Origin of the sequence: Alkalibacillus sp. S2W, from assembly GCF_046764385.1 — a bacterium.
GTDB classification, from domain to species: Bacteria; Bacillota; Bacilli; order Bacillales; family Alkalibacillaceae; genus Alkalibacillus; species Alkalibacillus almallahensis.
On the sequence record NZ_CP177234.1, the window covers coordinates 1,262,632 to 1,279,319 of the forward strand.

Below are 16,688 nucleotides of genomic sequence, written 5' to 3' on the forward strand. Positions count from 1 at the left end.
AGTAAAGTTATTATGGTTCTTTGAAGGGAGGTGAACGACATGGCAGACGTATTTGATCGTGTCAAAAAAATCATCGTTGAACGTTTAGACGTAGACGAGTCAAAGGTAACTGAAAATGCTTCATTTAAAGATGACTTAGAAGCAGACTCATTAGACGTTGTTGAGCTTGTAATGGAGCTTGAAGATGAGTTTGATTTAGAAATTTCCGATGAAGATGCAGAAAAAATTAATACAGTAGGTGATGCTGTTAATTACATAAACAGCAGTCAGTAACTGAGAAAGTAGAGGATGGCTCATGATGTCATCCTCATTTTCTATTAGAAAAGGTGACAGTATGGATATTAAACAATTTCAAGAACGTTTTAATCTTTATTTTGAAAATGAATCATTATTAAAACAAGCTTTTATGCATACATCATATGTTAATGAGCATCGAGATCAATCATTAGAAGATAATGAACGTTTAGAATTTTTAGGTGATGCTGTATTAGAATTAGCCGTTTCACAATATTTATTTAGACAATACCCTCACATGAGTGAAGGAGAATTGACTAAATTTCGTGCAAATATCGTTTGCGAACCATCGCTTGAACAATTTAATCGACAATTATCTTTAGGGCAATATTTATTACTTGGGAAAGGTGAAGAGGTATCTGGTGGCAGAGAACGTTCGGCTATCTTAGCAGATGCTTTTGAAGCTTTAATGGGTGCGATTTATTTAGACCAAGGCTTTACATCAGCTTTAGCATTTTTAGAAGAAAATATTTTCCCAAGTATTGAACCTGGTGCTTTTTCGCATGTGATGGATTATAAAAGCAAGCTACAAGAGAAAATGCAGAAGAAAGGCCAAAATGTCTCGTATCAGATAATTGATGAGCAAGGACCTGATCATGATCGTGAATTTATTGCAGGTGTTTTCTTAAATCATAATCAAATTGGTGAGGGACGCGGTCGTTCGAAAAAAGAAGCAGAACAAGAAGCGGCGAAAGAAGCATTACAACAAACAGACTAATGATCGAAAAATGACCAACCTACAATAGGCTGGTCATTTTTTACTTACGATATTTACTTAGTTCATTAATAATAGCATTGATTTCTGCAACGCTTACTTGTCCTTGAGCTTTAACCATGTCGTAAATGTCCTTAATATCATAGTAATGATCAAGATCATAATCGCCTGGTTTTAATAGGGCAGCATTTAACACCTGTAGTTCTTGAGCTAAGTCTTCAATGATGTATGTTAGGTTTTCTTCTGTTGGTTCGTTTAAATTCATAAAATCACTTCTCCTATTCGTTGTATTGAGCCTTCTGTGAGCTCTTCATTTATGATAAAATGTAAAGGTTGACAATCATAGCGTATCAGATATAAAACAACTCTAAATTATAACAGAACATAGATATTAATTAACGTATACATAAATTAAAGTGTAGCATGAAATGAGTAGGTGTATAAAGTCATGTTTCTAAAAAAACTTGAAACAGTCGGATTTAAATCATTTGCGGAACGTGTATCAGTCGATTTTGTTCCAGGAGTGACAGCAGTTGTTGGTCCCAATGGAAGTGGCAAATCGAATATTACTGATGCCATCCGTTGGGTATTAGGTGAACAATCTGCTAAATCCCTACGTGGCTCGAAAATGGAAGATGTCATTTTTTCGGGTAGCGATACTCGAAAAGGGCTAAACGTTGCAGATGTAACACTTGTTTTAGATAACCATGATCATCAATTACCAATTGATTATGATGAAGTAGCGGTCACAAGACGTGTTTACCGTTCAGGTGATAGTGAATACTTATTAAACAAACAACCTTGTCGCTTAAAAGATATTACAGATTTATTTATGGATTCTGGCTTAGGGAAGGAAGCCTTTTCAATCATTAGCCAAGGAAAAGTCGAAGAAATTCTATCCTCTAAATCAGAAGAACGTCGTAGTATTTTTGAAGAAGCAGCAGGTGTATTGAAATATAAAAAACGTAAATTAAACGCCCAAAAGAAACTCGATGAAACAGAAGATAATTTAAGTCGTGTTGAAGATATCATTCATGAAATCGAAGGTCAGCTAGAACCACTTCAAGAGCAGGCTGATATCGCAAGAGAATACATGACTAAGCGTGATGAGTTAGAACAAGTTGAAGTTTCATTACTTGTAGCAGAAATAGAAATCATTCATCAAGATTGGGAACAATTATTAAATTCTATTGAACAACTTAAATCGGCATTGACTGAAGAAAAAACGGTGATTCAACAGGATGAAGCAAACTTAGAAGACAAGACCAATACCATTAATCACTTAGAACAACAAATTAACAAGTTACAAGATGAGAAACTGTCTTTAACACAAGAGATTGAACAACTTGAAGGACAGAAGAATGTTTTAGTTGAACGGCTTAAGCATTATGACGAAAGTAAGGAAAAGCTCGAGCAATCCATTGAATCACATCAAAATCAAATCGATCAACTTCAACTTGATTTTGACGATTATCAATCTAGGCTTAATGTACTGAAATCATCACGTCAAGAAACAAAAGATCAAATCAATGAACTTAAGCGAGCTATGGCGTCTGGAGATGAAAACATCGAAGACACCATCGAGCAACTGAAAGCTGAATATATTGATCTTTTGAATGAACAAGCAGCTAATCGAAATGAGAAACATTCCATTGATAAGCAATTAGAACAGTTAGAAGCACGAAAAGAACGGTTAGACACGCGTTTCAATGAAATGTTAAATGAACGTGAACAACTTGAAAGAACTTTAGCAGAAAACGAACAAAAAGAAACAGAGTTAAATAAGGAATTGCAAACGAAACGTGATATTTTCGAGGATCAAAAATCTAAACGTGATGCTTTACAAGAAGAGATTCAAGCTGATGACGATAAACTTAACCAAGCCTATCGAATGATCGAACAATTACGTTCGAAAAAAGATATGTTAGAAGATATGAAAGAATCGTATAGTGGATTTTATTACGGGGTTAAATCGATTTTACAAGCGAAAGAAAAAGGGAAGTTGTCAGGAGTTCATGGTGCAGTTGCCCAATTAATCGATGTTGATCAGAATTATGTGACAGCCCTTGAGACAGCTTTAGGTGGACAAGCGCAGCATATTGTTGTTGAAAACGATAAAAATGCTCGTGATGCGATCCACTTTTTAAAACAAGCTAAAAGCGGTCGCGCAACGTTACTCCCATTAACGACTATGAAATCACGTTGGGTAGGTGACCAGGTCTATAATACTGTAAAGAAGTTAGACGGCTTTATTGGTGTGGCTTCAGAACTTGTGACAGTAGAGGAAACCTATCGTTCGATCGCAGATAATTTATTAGGTAATATAATCGTGGCTGAAACACTTAAAGATGCTAATGCCATGGCTAAAGCTATTAATCATCGGTATCGACTGGTGACTTTAGAAGGCGACGTCGTCAATCCAGGTGGTTCAATGAGCGGTGGTGCTAAGAAGCAAAATCAACAAGCTTCGTTATTCACCCGTGAGCGAGAATTAGAAGATGTACAGACGAAGTTAGAACAATATGAAACCAAAACAGAACAATTTAAATCAGGATTATCATCTAAACGTCAACAATTAGAGACGATCAAACAAGAATGTCTTGATGCTGAACAACAATGTGACACTTTGAATCAATCTTTACAAGAAGTCGAACAAGCTAAACAATCGAACCGTATCCAGTTAGATCATATTAACAACCAATTAGAAGTGTATGATCAAGAAACGAAACAATATGAAGATGATAAAAATCAATTTCAGACACAGTTGAAGCAATTAAATGAAACACTTTCAAATCAAGATGAACAAGCAGCAACATTAAAACAGCGAATTGATGATTTAACTGAGAATCAATCTTCTTATAAGGCTGAGCAAGACGAGCAGCAAGATCAACTTAATCATTTGCAAATTAAACTAGCTGAACAAGATAGTGATGTCCGTAACCAAGAAGAGCGCTTGGAGCAATTAAAAGGATCTTTAGAAGAAGAAAAACAACAAAAAGAACAATTGGAACAAGAATTAAATGAATTACAAACATCACATGAAAAAGCTGAAACGGTCGAAGGTTTATCGGACTCATTAAGTAACCATCGTGAACGCTTAGTCAATGTTAATACACAATTAGATGATGCCAAAGAGCAACGTGAGCAGCAACGTCAGTTGAAAGATGACCTAGAACGTGAGGTAAAAGAAAAAAATCGTTTATACGATGAGAAAAGTCAACAATTACAGAAACAAGAAGTTCAGGCTAATCGTTTAGATGTTGAACTTGAAAATCGTCTGCAACAATTGCAAGATGAATATGCTATGACATTTGAACGGGCGAAGTCAGAATATGGACCATCAGATGATATTGAAGAGGCAAAACAATCGGTACAGACGATTAAACAAGATATTAAAGCCTTAGGTCACGTTAATCTTGGTGCGATAGAAGAATATGATCGCATTCAGGAACGTTATACGTTCTTGACTGATCAACGTAATGATTTACTAGAAGCTAAAGAGACTCTAAATGGCATCATTGGTGAGATGGACGAAGAAATGGTGCGGAAGTTTAGCGAAACATTTAGCCAAATTCAAGAACAGTTCACTAAAGTATTTAAGTCTTTATTTGGTGGTGGACATGCTGAACTGAAACTAACAGATCCGGATAATTTATTAGAAACGGGTGTCGATATCATTGCCCAACCACCAGGCAAGAAGCTACAACAGCTTGGCCTCTTATCAGGTGGAGAAAGGGCTCTTACCGCAATTGCATTATTATTTGCGATCTTACGCGTTAGACCCGTTCCGTTCTGTGTACTAGATGAAGTTGAAGCTGCTTTAGATGAAGCAAATGTTATTCGTTTTGCTCAATATCTAAAAGAATTTTCCGCACAAACACAATTTATCGTAATTACACACCGTAAAGGGACAATGGAGTATGCCGATGTTCTTTATGGCGTCACGATGCAAGAGTCAGGTGTATCAAAGATGGTTTCAGTTAAATTGGAAGAGACTGAAGAGATGATATATAATTAGAGTGTAATGGGTGTAGTAGAAAGGAAGGTACGATGAGTTTCTTTAAAAAATTAAAAGATAAAGTAAGCAAGCAAACAGAAGAAGTGACTGATAAATTTAAAGATGGTTTAAGCAAGACACGAGACTCATTTACGACTAAAGTTAATGACCTAGTGGCGCGTTATCGTCAAGTTGATGAGGAATTCTTTGAAGAACTAGAAGAAATTCTAATTTCAGCAGATGTTGGCGTTAATACAGTCATGGAGTTTATTGAAGAATTAGAGATGGAAGTAAAACGTCGTAATATAAAAGATACAGAGGAAGTAAAGGAAGTCATCTCTGAAAAGTTAGTCGAGATTTACTATGGTGACGATGATGAATCACTTGAAGCGTTGAATATTCAAGAAGGCGATTTAACCGTTATATTAGTTGTAGGTGTTAATGGCGTAGGTAAGACAACTTCAATTGGAAAGCTAGCTTACCAGTTACAACAAGAAGGGAAATCAGTGGTAATGGCTGCTGGTGATACATTCCGTGCTGGTGCGATTGACCAACTGGATATTTGGGGCCAACGTGCTGGCGTTAATGTCATTAAGCATAGCGAAGGAGCTGATCCTGCAGCTGTCATTTACGATGGCATTCAAGCAGCCAAGTCGCGAGGTGCAGACGTTTTACTTTGTGATACGGCTGGTCGTTTACAAAACAAAGTGAATCTAATGAAAGAATTGTCTAAAGTTCATAAAGTAATCGAGCGAGAAATCCCTGATGCTCCACACGAGACATTACTCGTGTTAGACGCGACAACGGGTCAAAATGCTTTAAGTCAAGCTAAAACGTTTAAAGAAGCGACAGATGTATCTGGTATCGTTCTAACGAAATTGGATGGTACAGCACGAGGTGGTATTGTGTTAGCTATTCGAAATGAACTGAATATACCTGTCAAATATGTGGGTCTAGGCGAGCAAATTACTGATTTACAACCGTTTAATGCTCATCAATTTGTTTATGGTTTATTTGGTGATCTGATGACACGTGTTGAAAATGATGAAGATGATTCGGATGACAAAAATAACTGAGGAGTGTCATCATGTTAGAGAAAACAACACGCATGAATTATTTATTTGACTTCTATCAGAAGTTATTAACAGAGAAACAACGCAATTATATGGAATTATATTATTTAGAAGATTATTCGCTAGGTGAAATTTCCGAAACTTATCATGTCAGTAGACAAGCTGTATATGATAACATAAGACGTACAGAACTCATGCTTGAAGAGTATGAAGACCATCTCGGTTTATATCGTTATTTTGAAAAGCGACATGAACTGATTCAAGCGATGAAACAAAAATTATCTCATCAGAAATATGATGATATTCAAGCACTACTAGAACAATTGGAAAACCTAGACTAGGGGGTCAGCCATATGGCATTCGAAGGATTATCCGAACGTCTGCAAGAAACGATGAAGAAGATTACAGGTAAAGGTAAAGTTAGTGAGGCAGACGTTAAAGAAATGACACGTGAAGTCCGTTTGGCATTACTTGAAGCGGACGTTAACTATAAAGTTGTAAAAGATTTAATTAAACGAATTAAAGAACGAGCTGTAGGCCAAGAAGTAATGGAAAGCTTAACGCCTGGTCAACAAGTTATTAAAGTGGTTCGTGACGAACTGACTGAACTTATGGGCGGTGAACAAAGTAAAATTGCGGTGGCTAATAAACCACCGACCGTTATTATGATGGTTGGTTTGCAAGGTGCCGGTAAAACGACGACGACAGGTAAATTAGCGAATCATTTGCGTAAAAATTCTAATCGTAACCCCCTACTTGTTGCTGCAGACGTCTATCGACCAGCAGCGGTTGATCAGCTCGAAACGCTCGGTGAACAACTTGATTTACCTGTTTATTCAAAAGGAACAGAAGCAAATCCAGTAGATATTGCTAATGAAGCGATTGAGAAGGCGAAGGCTGAGCATCATGATTATGTCATCATTGATACAGCAGGTCGTTTGCACGTAGATGAAGATCTAATGGATGAATTACAACAAGTTAAGACAAATATGAATCCTGATGAAATCTTCTTAGTGGTGGATTCAATGACGGGTCAGGACGCCGTCAATGTTGCTGAGAGCTTTGATAGTCAGCTCGACATAAGTGGTGTCATCTTGACGAAACTTGACGGGGATACGCGTGGTGGTGCTGCGCTTTCTATTCGTTCTGTCACTGGTAAGCCAATCAAATTCGCTGGTATGGGCGAGAAGTTAGATCAGCTTGAGCCTTTCCATCCTGATCGTATGGCTTCACGAATTTTAGGGATGGGTGATGTCTTCAGCCTGATCGAAAAGGCTGAGTCAGAAGTCGATGAGAAGAAAGCGAAAGAAATGCAGAATAAAATGAAATCTGCATCATTTACATTTGAAGACTTCTTAGAACAAATGGAACAAGTGAAAAATATGGGACCACTTGATGAATTAGTTAATATGATGCCTGGCGCGAACAAAATGAAAGGCATGAAGAACATGCAGGTGGATGATAAACAATTATCCCATATTGAAGCGATTATCCAATCGATGACTAAAAAAGAACGTGTTGAACCTAGTATTATTAATGCTAGCCGTAAAAAACGGATTGCTCAAGGTTCTGGAACGTCAGTTGCTCAAGTGAATCGCTTGTTAAAGCAATTTGAAGAAATGAAGAAGATGATGAAACAAATGACGAGTTCTAAAAAAGGTAAAAAAGGCGGCATGAACCTGCCGTTTATGTAAAATATAAACACCACTGTATCGCAGAATGACATAAGCGATAGAGTGGTGTTTGTTTTTAGAAGTTGCCTTAAATTAAGTGCACTTCGAAGCTAACATTTTCTGGATGTCGTAGATGCTGTGATCCTTCTTGAATTGTTTACTAATGGTTGGCTGTGCACCGCTGGAAATCCAGATTTTAAGTTCGGCATCAAGGTCGAAGGTACCCGCCGTTTCAATGCTAAAATGTGAGATGCTGTTATAAGGGACGGAATGATAATCTGTCTTTTTACCTGTCATCCCTTGTTTATCTACCATAATTAGTCGGCGATCTGTAAAAACGATTAAATCACGAACCAATTTAAAGGCCACATCAACGTTTTCGTTATCAATTAATAAGTCACTTAATTCTTCTTCGACTTCTTCTGCTTTTGCGGTTGAAGCATTACCCATTAATCCATCAAATAATCCCATCTAGAATCCTCCTTGAATTCAGCTTACACTGTTTATAATTAGACAAACATAGCAGAATTCCTGCTAATATAGTATGCTTATTTAAATAGAAATAATAAAGATTTTTAATATGTCATGCAAAAATACTTTACACGCTTTGAACTGTCTGCTACAATCTGTACTTGTGATAAGATATTTAATGGAGGTGTAAGACATGGCAACTAAAATTCGTCTAAAACGTATGGGTTCTAAACGTAATCCGTTTTATCGTGTCGTTGTTGCAGATTCACGCGCGCCACGTGATGGTCGTATCATCGAGCAAATTGGCACATATAATCCAGTATCAGAAACACCAGAGGTTTCAATCAATGAAGAGAAAGCACTTGACTGGATGACTAAAGGTGCTCAACCAAGCGATACAGTACGTAACTTGTTCTCAGAGAAGGGCATCATGAAGAAGTTTCACGAGTCAAAAAATAACGGATAAGGATTTGTGATATCATGAAACCCTTAATTGAAACGATTGTGACACCGTTAGTTGATCATCCTGAACAGATTCATGTTAATGTTGAGGAATCGGATGAAAAAATCCGTTATCACTTAACCGTTCATGAAGATGACGTTGGGAAAGTGATTGGCAAAAACGGTCGTATCGCAAAAGCGGTTCGTACAGTGGTTCATGCCGCTAATTCGGACACGCATAAAAAGGTTTATGTTGATATTATGTAAAAGGGGGAGAGGGTTTCAAAACCTTTCCCTTTTTTTGCATTCCCAAGAATTAAAGTCACAAACTACAGGTGATCTTCATGAAAATTATCCGTCAAACCAAAGTGAAGCAAGTATTAACTGAGACGAGTAAAGAAAAATTGCAATATCATTTTGAAAATGAAATTTCTGCAAAACGGAAAGAAATTGATCAACTCGTGTTTGAAAAGAAAAAACTTCTTAAACAACAATTTGATCCTCAAAAAGTTGAAGAAAAATTTGCTAAAGAAGAGTTGAAACGCCAACAGTCAATCGAGTGGTATGAATTTCAACTTGAACAATTAAATCAATTACCATTGGGCAGTGAAATGACCGAGCGTGAAGTAGAAGAAATCGTTGAGGTTTCAATTGGTGATAACTGGGATGAACTGATGGGTAATCGAGAGATCGTCGTTCAAGATGGAAAAATTGTTAAAATAAATAGGTGATATACATGGACCAAGATTATTTAAAAGTAGGAACGATTGTTAATACACATGGTGTTCAAGGTGAAGTTCGTGTCATGTCGGTGACAGATTTTAATGAACGTTACGAACCTGGAAATCGACTTTTCATGGAGTGGAATAATCAGATGGTAGAGGTTATTGTACAGTCTCATCGGGCACACAAGCAGTTTGACCTTCTAACATTAGAAGGTTATGACACCATGGAGTCTGTTGAACCATTAAAACAAACAACACTTTATGTTAGTACTGAAGATCTACATGAATTGGATGACGATGAATTCTATTATTTCGAAATTATCGGTTGTGACGTTTATTTCACAACTGGGGAACACCTTGGTCGGATAAAAGAAGTGATGCAACCTGGCGCAAATGATGTGTGGGTAGTTGATCGTCCTGAGCCTGGTGCAAAGGATGCACTCATACCATTTATTGATGATATCGTAAAAGATATAGACATTGAAAATGGGCTGATTACGATTGAATACATGGAAGGATTACTCCCATGATGAAATTGGACATATTAACATTATTTCCTGAGATGTTCCAAGGTGTTTTTGAATCATCTATTTTGAAGAAGGCAAAGGATAAAGGTGCCTATGACTATAACCTGATTGATTTTCGGCCCTATACGACGAATAAACATAACAAAGTAGATGATTACCCATATGGTGGCGGTGCTGGTATGGTGCTTACGCCACAACCGATTTTTGATGCTGTTGAAGATTTACAAAAGCAACGTGAATCTAAACCGAGGGTTGTTTTACTTTGTCCTCAAGGTGAACCTTATACTCAACAAAAAGCTGAAGAATTAGCAGAGGAAGAGCATTTGATTATGATCTGCGGTCATTATGAGGGTTACGATGAACGAATTCGTACTAAATTAGCAACAGATGAAATATCAATTGGTGATTATGTATTAACTGGCGGTGAACTGGGGGCTATGGTGGTGGCCGATAGCGTGATTCGGTTGTTACCAGAAGTATTAGGAAACAAAGAATCTGCAGAACAGGATTCGTTTTCTACGCCATGGTTAGAACATCCTCACTACACACGACCACAGAATTTTCGTGGTCATCAAGTACCAGAAGTTTTGTTATCAGGTAATCATCAAAAAATTGATGATTGGCGAGAATATGAATCAATGAAACGAACCTATGAAAGAAGACCTGATCTGATTGATGAATCACAATTAACTGAGCGAGAAATAATGCTATTAAATCAAATAAAAAACGAGCTAGGTATTGAAACAGATTAAGGTGTATGATATATTATTCTAGTGCTTAAGTCTTCTTAAGTCGATAACGATGTTCCGCTACTTGGATAAGTAAGAGCATTAGTTGGAAGGAGTGAACGAATATGCAACAGATTTTAGAACAGGTCGTACAAGACCAACTACGTACAGACGTACCTGAATTCCGTGCTGGTGACTCAGTTAAAGTACACGTTAAAGTTGTCGAGGGTAACCGCGAACGTATTCAGGTGTTTGAAGGTGTTGTCATCAAACGTCGTGGTGGTGGAATCAACGAATCGTTTACAGTGCGTAAGATTTCTTACGGTGTAGGCGTTGAGCGTACATTCCCAATCCATTCACCTCGTGTTGACAAAATTGAAGTTTCTCGTCGTGGTCGCGTACGTCGTGCGAAGCTTTATTACCTACGTAATCTACGTGGTAAAGCAGCGCGTATCCCAGAAAGACGATAGGTATAAGAAGAAACAAAAAGAGCTTGGCGCTTACGTCGTCAAGCTCTATTTTTTTACGACAAATTTAAAGACAACCTGACGCGTAAAGGGTATACTAAGTATAAAATTAATCAATGAGGTGATGGTATGGCGATTCAATGGTTTCCAGGACATATGGCAAAGGCGAAACGGGAAGTAGAAGAACAACTGTCACTCGTAGACCTTGTAATTGAATTAGTTGATGCCCGTGTACCATATTCAAGTCAAAATCCAATGCTTCAAGATGTCATTCAAGAGAAACAAAAATTGATATTATTGATGAAAAAAGATTTGGCTGATCAAGAGCTAACAACAAGCTGGATTAATCATTTTCAAGAACAAGGGCACTATGCACTCGCTGTTGATGTTAATAACCAAGATGATATCAAACAAATTGTGAAGCAAACCAAACAAATTAGTGAACACATTAATGAAAGAAGACGTAATAAAGGGATTAATCCCCGTTCATTACGAGCTATGATCATCGGGATTCCTAATGTTGGTAAATCAACCCTTATTAACCGCTTGGCCAGTAAAAAGCAAGCTCAAACAGGAGATAAACCAGGTGTTACTAAGAAACAACAATGGATTAAAATTCAAGGTGAATTCGAATTATTAGATACTCCAGGAATTCTATGGCCAAAGTTTGAAGAACAAGAGGTAGGCTATAAATTAGCGGCCATTGGTACGATCAAAGATCAAATTTTGTATTTAGATGATATTGCGGTCTATATTTTAAATACAATGAAAGAGCATTATCCTGACGCATTAACTCAACGTTACCCAAACCTGAATCTACAAAGTGAAGATATAGTTGAATGGTTTGATGCAATTGGCAAAAAACGTGGTTGCTTAATGTCAGGTGGGAATATTGATTATGATCAAGTGGCAGATGTCATTATTAAAGACTTACGACAAGGTCATTTAGGTCCTATAACTTTTGACCATATTTAAACTTATAATTTATTGAAATATGTCGATATAGAAATAAAGGAGACGATTGTGGTGGATGTGAGTCAACTAACCATTCGTCATATTAAGACGATGGTTGAATCAGATGAGGTAACAAGTGAACAATTAGCCTTATTAAGGGAAGATACACGCTCGGGTGTACAGAAACTAATCAATCAATATGATAAACGGATTGAAAAGCAAGAACAATTAAAGGTTAAGTTCGAGAAGATGAAGGAATTCGAAGATACACAGTATCAAAATGGTTACCGGTTTATAGCAGGTGTTGATGAAGTGGGACGAGGGCCACTAGCTGGTCCAGTAGTAGCCGCTTCTGTCATCTTAGATCCGTTTGATTCCTCACTAATCGGAATTGATGATTCAAAACAACTTTCTGAACCAAAACGAAAGCAATATTATGAAGCAATTATGGATAATGCGATTGCTGTTGGAATCGGTATAGTCAATGCAAATAGAATTGATCAAATTAATATCTATCATGCAGCAAAACAAGCTATGACAGAAGCAATTAATGATATGAGTCAAGAGCCTGATTATTGCCTGTTAGATGCGATGACACTTGAGGAATTGTCGTGCCCGCAGCAATCACTTGTGAAAGGTGATCAAAGAAGCATATCGATTGCTGCTGCAAGTGTTATAGCCAAAGTGACACGTGACAACATGATGGTAGAAGCAGCTCATACATATCCTGATTTTGAATTTAACCGTAATATGGGATATGGAACATCTAATCATTTACAAGCATTATCTGAACACGGACCCACACCACTTCACCGACGATCATTTAATCCGGTAACGTCATATGTATAAACTTTGACGTTTAATAATGAAAAATATAAGGCGTGAATATTAATGGCTGAAGTAAATAAAGTGTTTCAATCGATTCGAACGGGACAGGCAAATTCAAACCAGGTCAATTTACGTGAAGGTCAAGTTGTGTCTGGACGTGTGATGAAGTTTTTCCCAGATAATAAAGCAGCCGTTCAATTAGGGCAGCAACAAGTAGTCGCTCAATTAAATGCTAATTTACAGTCCAATCAAAACTATTTATTACAAGTGAATCGCACAAATCCTAATCTTCACTTACAAGTGGTCAGTGAAGAACCGGTTCGTTCACCCATGGATGCTGCTAGAACATTATTAAGCGCAAGTCATCAGCAAGCAGGTCGGCAAGAAACCACAATGCTTGCACAAATGTTAAGGGAACAACTTCCTGTCAGCCAGCAAAATGTAGGAACATTATTATCTTTAGCCCGAAGTGATAGTCATGATGCCCAAACGGTATTACGTGAAATGCTCACCAGACAGTTCCCCTTAACTGAACAGACTTTTAAAGCGGTGGATCAGCGAATTAATAATCCTCTTTCTGTCCAACAAACATTGTCGCAAATGCAAGGTCAATTGGCCGGGTCTAGCCAATTGACGAATGCTCAAATGCAGTTAAGTTTATACATACAAGCACTTAGTGGCAACCAGATATCAAATCAACAAATGATGGCACAACTATCTCATCAAATTTTATCTGAAATCGGACGTGGATCTGAGACAACGTTTCAAATGATGCAAAAAGCTGGTGTCATTGGTCAGCAAACGACATTTGCTCAATGGTCTAGTACATGGTCTAATTGGGCTTTGAACAATCAGATCACATTTAATATCGATTCAAGTGGCGCAGCAACATCAACCAATTTGACCTTACCTTATAATTTAACGGCAGATCAAGTGCAATCCGGTTTTCAGCAGTTAGCGAACCAACAGTTACCAGGTGGGCTAAAAACACAGCAGTTAATGCAATCGTTTATGAATCAATTAAGTCAACTTCAACAGGCAGGAACAGAACGATTGAATTTCCTGCAAAATGTGACACAATTACCTGTCTTTAATCAAGTGCAATCGAATTTATCATCGACTAATCAACAAACAATGCAACAATTAGTTCAGTTTTTAAATAAAAATCAAGGCACACAGGCTCAGCAATTATTAAATAGTGATTCTGGTCAACAATTGATGCAGAACTTAAACCAATTGTTAGGGAATCAATTAACCTCAGAACAAAGTCGTGGGCTTCAAATCTGGCAAAATGTCATGCAATCATCACAACCAACTAATATGCAACAAATGATGCATCGGTTTCAAACATTTTTTAATATGACACAACAAGATCATCAAGCCACCAATCGAATGCAACAAGCATTAGCCCAAGTACAAAACCAATTATCTCAACCTAATCAACAAATGCTTCAACAAGTTCTGCAAGCTGTTAATCAAAACCAACCCGCTCAAGTACAGCAACTACTAAGTAGTGAGAATGGACAGCAATTAATGCAACAACTAGCTCAATTTAATGCTCAGTCAATGACACAACAAGATGCGCGTGCTATGCAAGTTTTAAATAATATGATGCAGCAATTGTTGACTCAACCTCAACAATCCGCGTCAGTTAACCAAGTCATGCAACAGTTACAAGCTATGTTCAATCAGCAGGATATGGTACAAGCGCAAATGTTGCGTCAAGATTATCCAGGTATGGGTCAATTACTACAAGCAACTTTTGCGCAGACAGGACAAGAGTCATTCGGGCAAATGAATCAAGTTTTGCAAGCCATGCATCTATCTATGCAAGATACAGCGAAAGATTGGATGCAATTTTCTGCTCAGTTACCGAAGGAAATGTTAGGTTTGAATGAGGATTTATGGATGGACTTTGAAGGCCAACGCCAAGCGGATGGGTCCATTCACCCTCAGAACTGTCGTGTTATGTTTTACTTAGATTTACCGAATCTTGAACAAACAGTTTTAGATATGCGGGTTAAACAAGGTGAAGTTTCACTAGATATCTATCATGAGAATCCTAAAGAGTTGGAACCTTTAGTTAATGGATTGACTGAAACACTTAAATTGAATTTAAGAGATAAACAGTATGAACTCAATCAAATACAAGTAAAACCGATCGAAAAACAGCTACAAAATCCAGATATTCAACAAGAAGAATCTGTTGAGTCGTCTTATAAAGGGGTGGATTTTCGCGTATGACTGAAAATTATAAACGCAAGGAAGCTATGGCATTAAGCTATAATGAAGCGTCAGACGATGCACCAGAGATCGTTGCTAAAGGTAAAGGGTTAGTAGCTGATGAAATATTGGAACGCGCAACAGATCATGATGTTCCTGTATACGAAGATCCAGCGCTCATGAATTTAATGAGTGAACTTAATATAAATGAGAAAATTCCAGAAGATTTATACCAAGCTGTTGCCGAAGTATTTGTATTCATTTATCAATTAGACAAAAAATACTAAAAAACCATATAAAAATGTGACAGATTCTTTTGATTACGACACAATTCATGTATAATGATAGAAGTGTGGTTTTAATTAATTAAGTATATTGTAGTGACTTTTGATGGGAGGATGTAACATGAACATTCATGAGTACCAAGCGAAGGAAATTTTCCGTTCTTACAACGTGGCAGTACCTAATAGCAAAGTTGCTTTTTCAGTTGATGAAGCTGTTGAAGCGGCTAAAGAGTTAGGTTCAGATGTTACTGTTGTAAAGGCACAAATTCACGCTGGTGGACGTGGGAAAGCAGGCGGTGTAAAAATCGCTAAAAGCTTAGATGACGTTCGTGAACACGCGAATGAAATTTTAGGTAGTACATTAGTAACTCACCAAACTGGCCCTGAGGGTAAAGAAGTTAATCGGTTACTAATCGAAGAAGGCTGTGACATTCAAAACGAATATTATATCGGTGTTGTCATGGACCGTGCAACCTCTAGTGTTGTTATGATGGGCTCAGAAGAAGGCGGTACTGAGATTGAAGAAGTAGCGGCTGAGACACCTGAAAAAATCTTTAAAGAGGTAATCGATCCAGTGACAGGACTTATGCCTTATCAGGCACGTCGTTTAGCGTTTAATATTAATATTCCTGAAGAGTACTTAGGCAAAGCGGTTAAGTTCATGATGAGCTTGTATGACGTATTTGTTCAAAAGGACTGTTCAGTAGCAGAAATTAACCCACTTGTAACAACAGGTGATGGTGAGGTTCTTGCACTTGATGCGAAATTAAACTTTGATGACAACGCATTATTCCGTCAAAAAGACGTTGTTGATTATCGTGACTTAGATGAAGAAGATGATAAAGAAATTGAAGCATCTAAACATGACTTAAGTTATATTGCCCTAGATGGTAATATCGGTTGTATGGTTAACGGTGCCGGTCTTGCAATGGCAACCATGGACATCATTAAACACCATGGCGGCGAACCAGCTAACTTCTTAGATGTTGGCGGTGGTGCTTCAGCTGAAAAAGTAACAGAAGCATTTAAGATCATTTTGTCCGATGACAACGTTAAAGGCATCCTCGTTAATATCTTCGGTGGTATTATGAAGTGTGACGTGCTTGCTGAAGGTGTTGTTGAAGCTACGAAACAAATCGGCTTAGAGATTCCGTTGGTCGTTCGTTTAGAAGGTACAAACGTAGAACAAGGTAAGAAGATTCTAGACGAATCAGGCTTAAATATCACGTCTGCTAATTCAATGGCCGACGGTGCTGAGAAGATTGTATCTCTAGTAAAATAAGAAAGG

General features: G+C 37.5%; 19 protein-coding genes. 17 read left to right on the plus strand and 2 right to left on the minus strand.

Features of this window, described 5'->3' with window-relative positions; all coding sequences use genetic code 11:
- Positions 1–39: 39 nt before the first annotated feature.
- The gene (locus tag ACKXGF_RS06820) at positions 40–273 is read left to right on the plus strand and encodes an acyl carrier protein (RefSeq protein ID WP_411955428.1); all 234 of its coding nucleotides are present in this window, start codon (positions 40–42) and stop codon (positions 271–273) included.
- A 22-nt stretch (positions 274–295) separates the two neighbouring features.
- On the plus strand, positions 296–1,012 hold the full coding sequence (gene rnc, locus ACKXGF_RS06825) for a ribonuclease III (protein WP_411955429.1): 717 nt from the start codon (positions 296–298) through the stop codon (positions 1,010–1,012).
- Between the two features lie 40 nt (positions 1,013–1,052).
- Here the strand turns inward: rnc and ACKXGF_RS06830 are convergent, their stop codons facing one another.
- The gene (locus ACKXGF_RS06830) at positions 1,053–1,274 is read right to left on the minus strand and encodes a DUF1128 domain-containing protein (protein WP_167259995.1); all 222 of its coding nucleotides are present in this window, start codon (positions 1,272–1,274) and stop codon (positions 1,053–1,055) included.
- A gap of 183 nt (positions 1,275–1,457) precedes the next feature.
- On the opposite strand from ACKXGF_RS06830, the gene smc reads away from it, so the two are divergent.
- The 4 genes from smc to ffh are packed head-to-tail and all read left to right on the plus strand — an operon-like array spanning position 1,458 to position 7,773.
- Positions 1,458–5,027 (plus strand): chromosome segregation protein SMC, encoded by a 3,570-nt coding sequence (smc, locus tag ACKXGF_RS06835; protein ID WP_411955430.1) that lies wholly within the window; start codon positions 1,458–1,460, stop codon positions 5,025–5,027.
- 32 nt (positions 5,028–5,059) lie between these two features.
- Complete coding sequence (ftsY, locus tag ACKXGF_RS06840) at positions 5,060–6,082, plus strand: signal recognition particle-docking protein FtsY (protein ID WP_411955431.1); 1,023 nt, start codon at positions 5,060–5,062, stop codon at positions 6,080–6,082.
- Positions 6,083–6,093: 11 nt separating this feature from the next.
- A complete protein-coding gene (locus ACKXGF_RS06845; RefSeq protein WP_167260001.1) occupies positions 6,094–6,420 on the plus strand; it encodes a putative DNA-binding protein in 327 nt (108 codons plus the stop codon).
- A gap of 12 nt (positions 6,421–6,432) precedes the next feature.
- Positions 6,433–7,773 carry a signal recognition particle protein gene (ffh, locus tag ACKXGF_RS06850; protein WP_411955432.1) on the plus strand — a complete coding sequence of 447 codons (1,341 nt, stop codon included), beginning with the start codon at positions 6,433–6,435 and terminating at the stop codon, positions 7,771–7,773.
- Between the two features lie 72 nt (positions 7,774–7,845).
- Here the strand turns inward: ffh and ACKXGF_RS06855 are convergent, their stop codons facing one another.
- Complete coding sequence (locus tag ACKXGF_RS06855) at positions 7,846–8,223, minus strand: PH domain-containing protein (protein WP_411955433.1); 378 nt, start codon at positions 8,221–8,223, stop codon at positions 7,846–7,848.
- Positions 8,224–8,416: 193 nt separating this feature from the next.
- Between ACKXGF_RS06855 and rpsP the strand changes: the two genes are divergently transcribed.
- From rpsP to sucC, 11 genes are all read left to right on the plus strand, one after another.
- Complete coding sequence (gene rpsP / locus ACKXGF_RS06860; protein ID WP_167260007.1) at positions 8,417–8,689, plus strand: 30S ribosomal protein S16; 273 nt, start codon at positions 8,417–8,419, stop codon at positions 8,687–8,689.
- A 14-nt stretch (positions 8,690–8,703) separates the two neighbouring features.
- Complete coding sequence (locus ACKXGF_RS06865; RefSeq protein ID WP_411955434.1) at positions 8,704–8,931, plus strand: KH domain-containing protein; 228 nt, start codon at positions 8,704–8,706, stop codon at positions 8,929–8,931.
- A 77-nt stretch (positions 8,932–9,008) separates the two neighbouring features.
- Complete coding sequence (locus ACKXGF_RS06870; RefSeq protein WP_167260011.1) at positions 9,009–9,395, plus strand: YlqD family protein; 387 nt, start codon at positions 9,009–9,011, stop codon at positions 9,393–9,395.
- Positions 9,396–9,400: 5 nt separating this feature from the next.
- Entirely contained in the window at positions 9,401–9,919 is a 519-nt protein-coding gene (rimM, locus tag ACKXGF_RS06875) for a ribosome maturation factor RimM (RefSeq protein ID WP_411955435.1), read from the plus strand.
- Entirely contained in the window at positions 9,919–10,668 is a 750-nt protein-coding gene (gene trmD / locus ACKXGF_RS06880) for a tRNA (guanosine(37)-N1)-methyltransferase TrmD (protein WP_411955565.1), read from the plus strand. Before rimM ends, trmD begins: the two co-directional genes overlap by 1 nt.
- A gap of 101 nt (positions 10,669–10,769) precedes the next feature.
- Positions 10,770–11,114: a 50S ribosomal protein L19 gene (gene rplS, locus ACKXGF_RS06885; protein WP_167260015.1), complete on the plus strand. Its 345-nt coding sequence runs from the start codon at positions 10,770–10,772 to the stop codon at positions 11,112–11,114.
- Positions 11,115–11,240: 126 nt separating this feature from the next.
- Positions 11,241–12,086: a ribosome biogenesis GTPase YlqF gene (ylqF, locus tag ACKXGF_RS06890; protein WP_411955436.1), complete on the plus strand. Its 846-nt coding sequence runs from the start codon at positions 11,241–11,243 to the stop codon at positions 12,084–12,086.
- Between the two features lie 57 nt (positions 12,087–12,143).
- The gene (locus ACKXGF_RS06895; RefSeq protein WP_411955566.1) at positions 12,144–12,914 is read left to right on the plus strand and encodes a ribonuclease HII; all 771 of its coding nucleotides are present in this window, start codon (positions 12,144–12,146) and stop codon (positions 12,912–12,914) included.
- Between the two features lie 42 nt (positions 12,915–12,956).
- Positions 12,957–15,137: a hypothetical protein gene (locus ACKXGF_RS06900; protein ID WP_411955437.1), complete on the plus strand. Its 2,181-nt coding sequence runs from the start codon at positions 12,957–12,959 to the stop codon at positions 15,135–15,137.
- Positions 15,134–15,403: an EscU/YscU/HrcU family type III secretion system export apparatus switch protein gene (locus ACKXGF_RS06905; RefSeq protein WP_167260021.1), complete on the plus strand. Its 270-nt coding sequence runs from the start codon at positions 15,134–15,136 to the stop codon at positions 15,401–15,403. The genes ACKXGF_RS06900 and ACKXGF_RS06905 overlap by 4 nt, the downstream gene beginning before the upstream one ends.
- Positions 15,404–15,521: 118 nt before the next feature.
- Positions 15,522–16,682 carry an ADP-forming succinate--CoA ligase subunit beta gene (gene sucC / locus ACKXGF_RS06910; RefSeq protein ID WP_167260023.1) on the plus strand — a complete coding sequence of 387 codons (1,161 nt, stop codon included), beginning with the start codon at positions 15,522–15,524 and terminating at the stop codon, positions 16,680–16,682.
- Positions 16,683–16,688 lie beyond the last annotated feature (6 nt).

Excerpts from the sequence above, each read along its gene's own strand:
- ACKXGF_RS06820 (WP_411955428.1), top strand. The coding sequence starts at position 40 with ATGGCAGACGTATTTGATCGTGTCAAAAAAATCATCGTTGAACGTTTA.
- rnc (WP_411955429.1), top strand. The coding sequence starts at position 296 with ATGATGTCATCCTCATTTTCTATTAGAAAAGGTGACAGTATGGATATT.
- ACKXGF_RS06830 (WP_167259995.1), bottom strand. The coding sequence starts at position 1,274 with ATGAATTTAAACGAACCAACAGAAGAAAACCTAACATACATCATTGAA.
- smc (WP_411955430.1), top strand. The coding sequence starts at position 1,458 with ATGTTTCTAAAAAAACTTGAAACAGTCGGATTTAAATCATTTGCGGAA.
- ftsY (WP_411955431.1), top strand. The coding sequence starts at position 5,060 with ATGAGTTTCTTTAAAAAATTAAAAGATAAAGTAAGCAAGCAAACAGAA.
- ACKXGF_RS06845 (WP_167260001.1), top strand. The coding sequence starts at position 6,094 with ATGTTAGAGAAAACAACACGCATGAATTATTTATTTGACTTCTATCAG.
- ffh (WP_411955432.1), top strand. The coding sequence starts at position 6,433 with ATGGCATTCGAAGGATTATCCGAACGTCTGCAAGAAACGATGAAGAAG.
- ACKXGF_RS06855 (WP_411955433.1), bottom strand. The coding sequence starts at position 8,223 with ATGGGATTATTTGATGGATTAATGGGTAATGCTTCAACCGCAAAAGCA.
- rpsP (WP_167260007.1), top strand. The coding sequence starts at position 8,417 with ATGGCAACTAAAATTCGTCTAAAACGTATGGGTTCTAAACGTAATCCG.
- ACKXGF_RS06865 (WP_411955434.1), top strand. The coding sequence starts at position 8,704 with ATGAAACCCTTAATTGAAACGATTGTGACACCGTTAGTTGATCATCCT.
- ACKXGF_RS06870 (WP_167260011.1), top strand. The coding sequence starts at position 9,009 with ATGAAAATTATCCGTCAAACCAAAGTGAAGCAAGTATTAACTGAGACG.
- rimM (WP_411955435.1), top strand. The coding sequence starts at position 9,401 with ATGGACCAAGATTATTTAAAAGTAGGAACGATTGTTAATACACATGGT.
- trmD (WP_411955565.1), top strand. The coding sequence starts at position 9,919 with ATGAAATTGGACATATTAACATTATTTCCTGAGATGTTCCAAGGTGTT.
- rplS (WP_167260015.1), top strand. The coding sequence starts at position 10,770 with ATGCAACAGATTTTAGAACAGGTCGTACAAGACCAACTACGTACAGAC.
- ylqF (WP_411955436.1), top strand. The coding sequence starts at position 11,241 with ATGGCGATTCAATGGTTTCCAGGACATATGGCAAAGGCGAAACGGGAA.
- ACKXGF_RS06900 (WP_411955437.1), top strand. The coding sequence starts at position 12,957 with ATGGCTGAAGTAAATAAAGTGTTTCAATCGATTCGAACGGGACAGGCA.
- ACKXGF_RS06905 (WP_167260021.1), top strand. The coding sequence starts at position 15,134 with ATGACTGAAAATTATAAACGCAAGGAAGCTATGGCATTAAGCTATAAT.
- sucC (WP_167260023.1), top strand. The coding sequence starts at position 15,522 with ATGAACATTCATGAGTACCAAGCGAAGGAAATTTTCCGTTCTTACAAC.